Origin of the sequence: Aeromicrobium sp., assembly GCF_049586495.1 — a bacterium.
Lineage (GTDB): Bacteria > Actinomycetota > Actinomycetes > Propionibacteriales > Nocardioidaceae > Aeromicrobium.
On record NZ_JBAVCB010000046.1, the window covers coordinates 1 to 9,638 of the forward strand.

General features: G+C 67.9%; 12 protein-coding genes. 4 read left to right on the top strand and 8 right to left on the bottom strand.

Going from position 1 to position 9,638, the window contains the following annotated elements; all coding sequences use genetic code 11:
- Positions 1 to 493, bottom strand: a 493-nt coding sequence (locus tag WB508_RS02465) for a phytoene desaturase family protein (protein WP_423843291.1), incomplete at its 3' end; no start/stop codon positions are given.
- Between the two features lie 204 nt (positions 494 to 697).
- Between WB508_RS02465 and WB508_RS02470 the strand changes: the two genes are divergently transcribed.
- Positions 698 to 2,071 (top strand): FAD-dependent oxidoreductase, encoded by a 1,374-nt coding sequence (locus WB508_RS02470; protein WP_423843292.1) that lies wholly within the window; start codon positions 698 to 700, stop codon positions 2,069 to 2,071.
- Positions 2,072 to 2,089: 18 nt separating this feature from the next.
- Here WB508_RS02470 and WB508_RS02475 read toward each other — a convergent pair whose 3' ends face one another.
- Positions 2,090 to 2,512, bottom strand: a complete 423-nt coding sequence (locus WB508_RS02475; RefSeq protein WP_423843293.1) for a hypothetical protein — start codon at positions 2,510 to 2,512, stop codon at positions 2,090 to 2,092.
- 127 nt (positions 2,513 to 2,639) lie between these two features.
- Between WB508_RS02475 and WB508_RS02480 the strand changes: the two genes are divergently transcribed.
- Complete coding sequence (locus WB508_RS02480; protein WP_423843294.1) at positions 2,640 to 3,506, top strand: 3-hydroxybutyryl-CoA dehydrogenase; 867 nt, start codon at positions 2,640 to 2,642, stop codon at positions 3,504 to 3,506.
- Positions 3,507 to 3,519: 13 nt separating this feature from the next.
- Here WB508_RS02480 and WB508_RS02485 read toward each other — a convergent pair whose 3' ends face one another.
- A complete protein-coding gene (locus WB508_RS02485) occupies positions 3,520 to 4,143 on the bottom strand; it encodes a PaaI family thioesterase (protein ID WP_423843295.1) in 624 nt (207 codons plus the stop codon).
- Positions 4,144 to 4,350: 207 nt separating this feature from the next.
- On the opposite strand from WB508_RS02485, the gene WB508_RS02490 reads away from it, so the two are divergent.
- A complete protein-coding gene (locus WB508_RS02490; protein WP_423843296.1) occupies positions 4,351 to 4,824 on the top strand; it encodes a PGPGW domain-containing protein in 474 nt (157 codons plus the stop codon).
- A gap of 6 nt (positions 4,825 to 4,830) precedes the next feature.
- On the opposite strand, the gene WB508_RS02495 is transcribed toward WB508_RS02490, so the two are convergent.
- Positions 4,831 to 5,208, bottom strand: coding sequence for an SRPBCC family protein (locus tag WB508_RS02495; RefSeq protein WP_423843297.1), 378 nt, complete (start codon positions 5,206 to 5,208; stop codon positions 4,831 to 4,833).
- Between the two features lie 98 nt (positions 5,209 to 5,306).
- Between WB508_RS02495 and WB508_RS02500 the strand changes: the two genes are divergently transcribed.
- Entirely contained in the window at positions 5,307 to 6,848 is a 1,542-nt protein-coding gene (locus WB508_RS02500) for an AMP-binding protein (protein WP_423843298.1), read from the top strand.
- Between the two features lie 14 nt (positions 6,849 to 6,862).
- On the opposite strand, the gene WB508_RS02505 is transcribed toward WB508_RS02500, so the two are convergent.
- The 4 genes from WB508_RS02505 to WB508_RS02520 form a co-directional block, all read right to left on the bottom strand.
- The gene (locus WB508_RS02505; RefSeq protein ID WP_423843299.1) at positions 6,863 to 7,252 is read right to left on the bottom strand and encodes a heat shock protein transcriptional repressor HspR; all 390 of its coding nucleotides are present in this window, start codon (positions 7,250 to 7,252) and stop codon (positions 6,863 to 6,865) included.
- Position 7,253: 1 nt separating this feature from the next.
- Positions 7,254 to 8,399: a molecular chaperone DnaJ gene (gene dnaJ, locus WB508_RS02510; protein ID WP_423843300.1), complete on the bottom strand. Its 1,146-nt coding sequence runs from the start codon at positions 8,397 to 8,399 to the stop codon at positions 7,254 to 7,256.
- A gap of 29 nt (positions 8,400 to 8,428) precedes the next feature.
- On the bottom strand, positions 8,429 to 9,037 hold the full coding sequence (grpE, locus tag WB508_RS02515; protein WP_423843301.1) for a nucleotide exchange factor GrpE: 609 nt from the start codon (positions 9,035 to 9,037) through the stop codon (positions 8,429 to 8,431).
- Positions 9,034 to 9,638, bottom strand: a 605-nt coding sequence (locus tag WB508_RS02520) for an Hsp70 family protein (RefSeq protein ID WP_423843302.1), incomplete at its 5' end; no start/stop codon positions are given. The genes grpE and WB508_RS02520, both read right to left, overlap by 4 nt.

Here is a 9,638-nt window from a genome sequence, read left to right on the forward strand (position 1 = left end):
CCACCGCGGTGGCCGGCAGGAGAGCACGCAGCCCGAACCGGGCCAGCTGCACGGGGTGCCGTGGCACGTGCAGGATCGGCCCGAGCAGCTCGGACATCAGGTCGTCGGCGTGATCGACCATCGGCTCGAACAGGCGACGCCACGCCGGCCCATCGACGCCGAGATGCTCGACGGTGCGGTCCAGGTCGTGGAAGAGCACCCCTGCCCGTCCGCCATCGAGGGGGTGGGCCGCGTCGACCTCGGGGTACATCCACTCCAGACCGTGCCGGCCGAGATCCAGCGACTGCAGGAACGGCGAGGCCACGCCCATCGGATGGATGGCCGAACACACGTCGTGCACGAGCCCGGGCAGCGTCAGCTCGGCCGAGCGGGTCCCGCCGCCGATCTCGTCCGCGGCTTCGAGGACCGTGACGTCCAGACCGGCCGTGGCGAGCACGATCGCGGCGGCCAGTCCGTTCGGTCCCGATCCGACGACGACCGCTGTGTGTGTCACACGATCAGGCTAGTGCTCGTGAACGATCGATGCCCGCTCGTGCACGCGGAACGGCAGATCACCACGAGAGATAGGTGCTGCGTGACCTTGGCCCCCATGGGCCGGTCGACGATCTCCGCACCGGGCAGCCGGTTGTCTGACCGCCACGTGGGCGTGCAGGCGACCGCTACGCTTGTTCCTGAGAACGACACCGAGGGAGAGTTCATGACGAGGCACCTGCGAGTCGCCGTGGTCGGCGCCGGACCGGCAGGCGTCTACGCCTCCGACATCCTGACCAAGGCCGCGCTGCCTGACACCTTCGACTCCGTCAGCGTGGACATCCTCGACAGCGACCCCACCCCGTTCGGCCTGATCCGCTACGGCGTCGCGCCCGATCACCCGCGGATCAAGGAGATCATCAAGGCGCTGTACCGCGTGATGGGCAACGAGGACATCCGGTTCTTCGGCAACGTCGACTACGGCACCGACCTCAAGCTGGATCATCTCAAGCGCTTCTACGACGCCGTCATCTTCGCCACCGGCGCCCGTCGCGATCGTCAGCTGGACATCCCCGGCATCGACCTGCGCGGCTCGTTCGGCGGAGCCGACTTCGTGTCGTGGTACGACGGGCACCCCGACGCGCCACGCGACTGGGACTTCGCCCCCCACGCCGAGAGCGTCGCGGTGATCGGGGTGGGCAACGTGGGACTCGACGTCGCCCGCATGCTCGCCAAGACAGCTGACGAGCTGCTGGTCACCGACATCCCCGACAACGTCCACCGATGCCTGAAGGCCAATGCCACCCAGGACGTGCACATCTTCGCGCGCCGCGGTCCGGCACAAGTCAAGTTCACGCCCATGGAGCTGCGCGAGCTGAGTCACTCCGACACGATCGACGTCATCGTGCACCCGGAGGGCTTTGAGCTCGACGAGGGATCGATGGACGCGATTCGTGCCTCCAAGAGCCAGAAGCTGGTCGTTGACGTCCTGCAGAACTACCTGGCCAAGGAGCCGACCGGCGCTGATCACCGCATTCACATCCACTTTTGTCAGAACCCCGTCGAGGTGCTTGGCGAAGACGGCCAGGTCGTCGGGCTGCGCACCGAGATCACCGAGCTCGACGGAACCGGCAACGTCCGCGGCACCGGCGAGTTCGTCGACTGGCCCGTGCAGGCGGTCTACCGGACGATCGGCTACTACTCCGACAACCTTTCCGGGCTGCCGTTCGACCAGGTGCACGGCGTCGTGCCCAACGACGGCGGGCGCGTCATCGAGATCGATGGTTCGCCCCTGCCGGGCACCTACGTCACGGGCTGGATCAAGCGCGGACCGGTCGGGCTCATCGGCCACACCAAGTCCGATGCCGCCGAGACCATCCGACTCCTGATGGAGGACCTCGACGATCTCGTGCCGCCCGAGCACCCCGAGCCCGACGCGTTCGTGCGGCACCTCGACAGCCAAGGCATCGAGTACACGACATGGGCCGGCTGGGAGAAGCTCAACGAGCACGAGCTGCAGCTGGGCCTGAGTCACGCCCACGAGCGCGAGCGCGTCAAGGTCGTGCCCCGTGAGGACATGGTGCGGGTCGCTCGCAGCTGACTGTCGTCGAAGCTGAGGTCAGCCGACCTTGATTCTGATGACCTGCACGTGGCACTCCTCGCCGTCGGCGGGAACCTTGGTGAGCTTGAAGCGCACCGACCCGCCCGCCTCGACGTTGGCCACCTGCACCGTGCGAACCTCGCGCGACGTGCTGTCGAGCGGACCCACATAGACCGACACCTGATAGGTCACTGCCTTCTTGCTGTCGTTGGCCAGGAGGCCCGCCGCCACCCAGGTGCTTTTCTTGGTCGGCTCGCAGCGGAAAGCCGACAGCGCCTCGGGGGCCGGCTCTCCTGTGGGTGCGGCCGCGGACGGCTTGGGAGTCGGCTTGGGCTTCGGGCTCTTGCTGGTTGCGGGGGCTGAGGACGCGGGTTCGGGGTCCGTGCTGCCTGAACACCCGGCCAGCACGCACAGCATCACCGCCACGACTGTCCACCTCATGCGCTCATCCCACCACGGCACGCGCGGCCACCCCGCTCGACACGGCCAGCGGTGGCGCGTGGGTCCCTCCGGCTACCGTGCTGAGGAGAGCAGACGCAGCGTCGGCACGAGAGATCGAGGGGACAGCATGAGCGGAATCGAACAGGTCGGAGTCATCGGCGGGGGCCTGATGGGTTCGGGCATCATCGAGGTCACCGCCCGAGCCGGTCTCGACGTCATCGGCATCGAGATCAACGCTGAGGCCGCGACGGCCGCCGCTGAGCGGATCGAGGGCTCGCTGCGGCGCGCCGAGTCGCGCGGCAAGATCGAGTCGGCCGAGGTCACCGCGGTGTTGTCTCGCATCCGGTTCGAGACTGACCTCGACGCTCTGGCCGACCGTGATCTCGTGGTCGAGGCGGCCAGTGAAGACGAGCAGGTCAAGCTCGACCTGTTCGGCCGCGTCGGTCAGATCCTCACGAACAAGGACGCCATACTCGCGTCGAACACCTCGTCGATCCCGATCGTCAAGCTGGGGGCCGTCTCCGGACGTGCCAGCAACGTCATGGGGGTGCACTTCTTCAACCCCGCCCCCGTCATGCAGCTGGTGGAGCTGATTCCGTCGCTCACCACCTCGACCGACACGCTCGACCGCATGCGCACGTGGGTCGAGGAGGCACTGGGCAAGAAGCCCATCGATGCCACCGATCGCGCCGGCTTCGTGGTCAACTCCCTGCTCGTGCCGTACCTGCTCAGCGCCATCCGCATGTACGAGGCAGGCTACGCCTCCGCCGCCGACATCGACCGCGGCATGGTGCTGGGATGCGGCCACCCCATGGGCCCGTTGGCCCTCAGCGACCTGATCGGCCTCGACACCCTCAAGGCGATCGGCGAGTCGATGTATGAGGAGTTCAAGGAGCCGCTGTACTCCCCGCCGCCACTGCTCGATCGCATGGTCGATGCCGGCCTGATGGGCAAGAAATCCGGTCACGGCTTCTACCCGTACGAATCGAGGTGACTCTGCCCCCTGTCTAGGAGGAGGTGGTGCGCTGGCCCAGGCCCTGCTCCGGCAGCAGCTGTAGGAAGAGTGCGTCGGCCTCGGCGCACACCACGTCGCCGTGCCTCAGCTCTCCCTTGACGTAGACCTTGCGTCCCTCGACCCGGTCGACCCACGCCGACACGTCCAGCTCGACGTCGATCGGGGTCAGGGCTCGAAAGTCCGTGCGCAGATAGGCCGTCCGGGTGATCGCCTTGGTGGCGACCGCCGCCAGGATGCCCAGCGCCTCGTCGAACAGCAAGGCGACCGCGCCACCGTGCACCGCCATGCCGCCGCCCATGAACCAGCGACCGAAGGTCACGGCACCGTCGACCCGACCGCCTCCGGCAGAGCGAATGATCACCTCGGGCAGCATCGCGTGCCCTCGTACCGGCACCTGCCCCACCCTGCCGTTGGCCTGCTCCAGCTCCTCGCCGCCCAGCGGGGCGAGCCGGTCACGCCACGACCGGACGTCCGCAGTCAGGGCGTCGACCATGCTGCGGTCGAATCGCATGGACGCGATGGCATCGTGCAGTTCTCGCAGCTCAGAGGCCATCTCACCCCACGCCGCCGCGTCGTCGCGATCGAGATTGGCACTGAACAGCGATTCCCAGCTCACCGCTGAACGGTACGACGCCTCCCCGTTTGCCACGATGGCGGCATGGGCCCTTCCCTCGACTTCCTCAGCTGGCCGGTGCGCACCGATCGCTGCACCGCGATCGTGGCTGGATCGACGGCCTTGTCTACGCCCTGCTGGTCGATGTGTGGCGCCGCCGCTGACCGATCGACCGCGCCGCCCCCGGCAGGGACCCTGTAGTTTCGCGCCATGGGATTGAAGGTCGTCCGCCGCGTGGCCATCGAGGTGCTGGGCTGGACGCTCGTGCTGGCAGGCATCGCCGCGTTGGTCCTTCCAGGCCCTGGGCTGCTCGGACTGTTCGCCGGCCTCGCAGTCCTGTCCCAGCAGTACGAGTGGGCCGAGCGACGGCTTCAACCGGTGAAGACCGCCGCCTACAAGTCGGCGGCCGACAGCGTGCAGACGTGGCCGCGCATCCTGATGAGCGTCGCAGGTGCGCTGACTCTGGGGGCCATGGGCGTGCTCTGGCTCGTCTCTCCAGCGGCCCCGGCGTGGTGGCCGGTGCGTGAGTCGTGGTGGCTGATCGGCGGCTGGGCCACGGGTGTGACGCTGATCGTGTCGAGCCTGATCGCGCTCGCCGTCATCGCCTACAGCTTTCGAACCTTCCGCGGCGTCGACGACCCGGAGGCAGCAGCAGAGCGAGCCTCCATGCACGCTGACGATTGATTCCCGTCAGTCCAGCGCCAGACGCTCGATGCGGCGCAGAGCGATGGCGCAGACCGCCAGGTAGCCAGGAGCCCACCAGGGGACGCCGAAGGTGACCGTGCTCCCGCCGGGCGACGGCTCCACGCGGTGGTCGGTGGCGGTCACGCCTGCCACCCGCCAGGCCCAACGGCGACCATCGTCGAATCTGGTGACCGCGAAGGGCAACGAGACCCCGGCTGCGGTGCGCACGGTTCCTCGGGCGCCGAGCCTCAGTTTGCCCTCGGAGTCACCGTCGATCGTTGCCCCAGCAACGGTGGGACCCCATCGTGGCCACTGATCGAGATCGGTGAGCAACCCCCACACCAGCTCGGGCGGAGCGGCGATGTTGCGAGAGATCGAGAGCACGTGCCGACGGTACCGGCGTCGAGCCGCCCCCACCTGTCGTCGGATCAGGTGCAGGATGGGGTTCGACGTGATCGTCGTCGCACCCTCGGGAGGCTCCGGTGTTCTACCCATTGACCGTCAACGACTTCCTCGACCGCGCCGTCACGGTGTATCCGGATCGGGTCGCCGTGATCGACGAACCGAACCAGCCGGCCGAGTCGTGGGGCGAGGTGACCTACCGCGAGCTCGGCCGTCGAGCGCGCCGCCAGGCGGCCACGCTAGACGAGCTCGGCATCCGCGTTGGCGGGCGGGTGGCCATCGTGTCGCAGAATGCGGCACGCATGCTGTGCTCGTTCTACGGGGTGTCGGGCTGGGGCCGCGTGCTGGTGCCGGTCAATTTCCGGCTGAGCGTGGCCGAGATCCGCTACATCATCGATCACTCCGGGGCCGAGGTCATGATGGTCGATCCGGACCTGGCGCATCTGATTGACGAGATCGACTGCCAGCACGCCTTCGTGCTTGGCCGCGACGACGATCTGATCTGGGGAAAGTCGACCGAGCCCACGCCATGGGAGGGCGACGCCGTGGACAAGGAGGGCGCCACCGCCACCATCAACTACACGTCCGGGACCACAGCCCGGCCCAAGGGCGTGCAGATGACGCACCGCAACTTGTGGCTCAACGCCTCGATGTTCGGCTGGCACGCCGGCGTCAACGACCGCGACGTCTATCTGCACACGCTGCCGATGTTCCACGTCAACGGGTGGGGCCACCCCTTCACCACCGCCGGCATGGGTGTTAAGCAGATCGTCATCCGGCAGATCGACGGTGCCGAAATCTTGCGACGCGTCGAGCAGCACAGCGTCACCTACCTGTGCGCGGCACCGGCAGTCGTCAGCTCGATCCTCGTCGCCGCCAAGGACTGGAGCGGGCCGATTCCGGGGCGCGGCCAGGTGCGCGTCATCGTGGCGGGGGCCCCGCCGCCCACCCGCACCATCGAGAGGGTGCGCGAGGAGCTGGGGTGGGAGTTCATCCAGATCTACGGCCTCACCGAGACCGCTCCCCTGCTGACCATGAGCCGCATGCGCGCCGAGTGGGACGACCTCGACGCCACCGCGCAGGCTCGCAACCTCGGTCGCGCGGGTGCGCCCGTGGTCGGCGTGCGTCTGCGCATCGAGGACGGGGGCGAGGTGCTCGCTCAGAGCAACCACAATCTCGCCTCGTACTGGGATAACCCCGAGGCCACGGAGACCTCGCAGGCTGGCGACTGGTTCCACACCGGAGACGGCGGGACCTTCGAGAACGGCTACCTCACGATCGCTGACCGCAAGAAGGACGTCATCATCACCGGTGGCGAGAACGTCTCGTCGATCGAGGTCGAGGACGCCCTGTCGTCGCACCCCTCCGTGCGTGAAGTCGCCGTCATCGGCATCCCCGACGAGAAGTGGGGCGAGCTCATCACCGCATTGATCGTGCTCGAGGAGGGCCAGAACGTCTCCGCCGAGGATCTCATCGAGCACTGCCGCGAGTACGTGGCGGGTTACAAGTGCCCCAAGCGCATCGAGTTCCGCGACGAGCTGACCCGGACGGCCACGGGCAAGCTGCAGAAGTTCAAGCTGCGCGAGGAATTCTGGGCTGGCCAGGACCGGCAGGTGAACTGAGCGGCGGGCCGCGATCAGGAGCGGCGAGGGCGGCGCGTCCAGACGGTGACCTGTTGGCCCGCAAATGGGACCGGCAGATTCTGGACCTGGTGGGCCGAGATCAACTCGGCCTGCAACTCGGCGACCTTCTGCTGCAGCGCATCGACCTGGTGCTCCAGATCGATGACCCTCTTGACGCCCTCGAGACCGAGACCCTCAGCAGTCAGGCGTGCGACGGTGCGCAACAGCTCTACGTCGCGCAGGGAGTAGCGGCGGCCGCCGCCACCGGTGCGGCCGGCCAGGACCAACCCGAGACGGTCATAGGTGCGCAGGGTCTGGGGATGCAGGCCCGACAGCTCGGCCGCGACGCTGATGACGAAGACCTTGGCCTCCGGCCCGGGTGGGACGAACCCCTGTTCAGACATCTCAGCTCACCGCTTCGTTGCTCGTCAGCCCTGCACGCGGATCTGTGTCACCGCGGGCGACGCGCAGGGCCTCGACCGCTGCACGCTGCTCGTCGGTGAGGTCATCGGGCACCTGCACCTCCACGGTGACCAGCAGGTCACCGCGCGTGCCGTCGCGGCGAGTTCCGCCCTTGCCCCGAGCACGAAGGGTCCGGCCACTGGGAGTGCCCGGCGCCATCCGAATGCGCACGAACGCGCCATCGAGCGTGGGCACCTGGATCTCGGCGCCCAGCACGGCTTCGTCGAACGCCACCGGCACCGTGATGGTGAGGTGATCGCCCTTGCGGCCGAAGAGCGGGTGGGTGCTGACGTGCACGATGACGAACAGATCGCCGGCTGGTCCGCCCGAGCTGCCTTGGTCACCCTTGCCCTTGAGCCGGATGCGCTGGCCGTCCTTGACCCCCGACGGCACCTTGACCTGAATGGTGCGGCTGGACGGAGCCCGCCCGGAACCGCGACACGTGGCACAGGGGTGCTCAACCATCAGGCCGCGGCCACGGCACTGATCGCACGGCTCCGTCATGGCGAAGACGCCACCGGCCGCGCCGGTCTGCATGCCGCTGCCCTGACACTTGGTGCACACCTTGGGCACGGTGCCGGGCTTGGCTCCCGTGCCATGACACGTGGGGCACGGTTCGTCGCTGGTGAGGCGCAACGGCAGCGTGACGCCGCTGACCGCCTGGTCGAACGTGATCGTCGCCTCGGTCTCGAGGTCGTCGCCTCGACGCGCCTGCGGCTGGCGCTGACGTCCGCGTGCTCGACCGCCGCCGCCGAACATTCCGCCGAGCAGATCGCTCAGGTCGAAGTCGGCCGCGCCCCCGGGCCCGCCGGGTGGCGGATACCCACCACCGGAGAAGCCGCCCTTGAATTGACCGAACAACGTGCGCTGCTCGTCGTACTCCTTGCGCTTGGCTTCAGACGACAGCACGGCGTACGCCTCGGAGATGCCCTTGAAGCGCTCCTCGGCCGCCTTGTTGCCCGGATGAGAGTCAGGGTGATTTTCGCGCGCGAGCTTGCGATAGGCCTTTTTGATCTCAGCCTGCGAAGCGTCCTTCTTCACGCCCAACGTCTTGTAGAAGTCCTTGGACGCCCCATCACTGCTGGCCACTCACACCCCTCCTCTCATCTGCGGTCTCGTCAGTCGTCGTTGCTGGCGTCGACCTCTGCGTCGACGTCGGGCTCGGCTTCTGGGACTGGCTCGGCGACCGGATCGACGACACCGACAGTGGCGGCGCGCAGCACGCGATCACCCACGCGGTACCCCGTGCGCATGACTGTGTCGATCGACGTGACATCCACCTCGGCAGACTCGCCAGCGTGAACCACCGCCTCGTGCAAGGACGGATCAAACGGGTCGCCCTTGGCGCCGAATGCCTCGAGCTTGTGTTTGGCGGTTGCGTTCTGCAGTGAGTCGGCGACAGCCTTGAAGCCACCCTCGAGCTGGCCGTGGTCGGCCGCCCGGCCGATGTCATCCAGCACCGTGAGCAGCGATTGAAGCACGGCGATTTCGCCCTGCCGCCGGACCAGCTCACGGTCGCGGTCGACCCGGCGCTTGTAGTTGACGTACTCGGCTTGCAGCCGCTGCAGATCCAGCGTCCGCTCCGCCAGCTGGAGCTCCACGGTGGGCTCCTGCACGTCGCCGCCTGCCGCCGGGTCCCCCTCGGCCGGCTGAGCTGCTGGCTCAGCCGGCTCCGGGGTCGCCGTCTCGTCAGAGGTCGGTTCGTCGGGCACGTCGGACTCGGTCACTTGGAGTCGTCCTCGGCGGGCTCCTCGTCGACGATCTCGGCCTCGACGACATCATCGTCGTCATCGGTCGCGTCATCGCTGGTTGGAGCGTCACCGGCGGCCTGCTGCTCGGCAGCAGCAGCGGCGTACATGGCCTCGCCCATCTTCTGGCTGGACTCTCCGAGCTTGGTCACCGCGGCCTGCACGGCCTCGGCGTCCTCGCCCTTGAGCGCCTCGTTCAGGGCGTCGAGGTCGGCCTGAACCTCGGTCTTGGTGGCCTCGTCGATCTTGTCACCGTTCTCGGCCAGGAACTTCTCGGTCGAGTGCGACAGCGTCTCGGCCTGGTTGCGGCTCTCGACCGCTTCGCGGCGCTGACGATCCTCCTCGGCGTACTCCTCGGCGTCCTTGACCATCTTGTCGATGTCGTCCTTGGACAGCGCCGAGCCGCCCGTGATGGTCATGGACTGCTCCTTGCCGGTGCCGCGGTCCTTGGCTGACACGTTGACGATGCCGTTGGCGTCGATGTCGAAGGTGACCTCGATCTGGGGCACGCCGCGCGGCGCCGGGGGCAGTCCGGTGAGCTCGAACGTGGCCAGCTGCTGGTTGCCCGCAGCCATCTCCC

Bases quoted from the DNA above. Each gene is read 5' to 3' on its own strand.
- WB508_RS02505 (WP_423843299.1), bottom strand. From the start codon at position 7,252: ATGTCTGAACAGGGGTTCGTCCCACCCGGGCCGGAGGCCAAGGTCTTC.
- WB508_RS02470 (WP_423843292.1), top strand. From the start codon at position 698: ATGACGAGGCACCTGCGAGTCGCCGTGGTCGGCGCCGGACCGGCAGGC.
- WB508_RS02490 (WP_423843296.1), top strand. From the start codon at position 4,351: ATGGGATTGAAGGTCGTCCGCCGCGTGGCCATCGAGGTGCTGGGCTGG.
- WB508_RS02475 (WP_423843293.1), bottom strand. From the start codon at position 2,512: ATGAGGTGGACAGTCGTGGCGGTGATGCTGTGCGTGCTGGCCGGGTGT.
- WB508_RS02480 (WP_423843294.1), top strand. From the start codon at position 2,640: ATGAGCGGAATCGAACAGGTCGGAGTCATCGGCGGGGGCCTGATGGGT.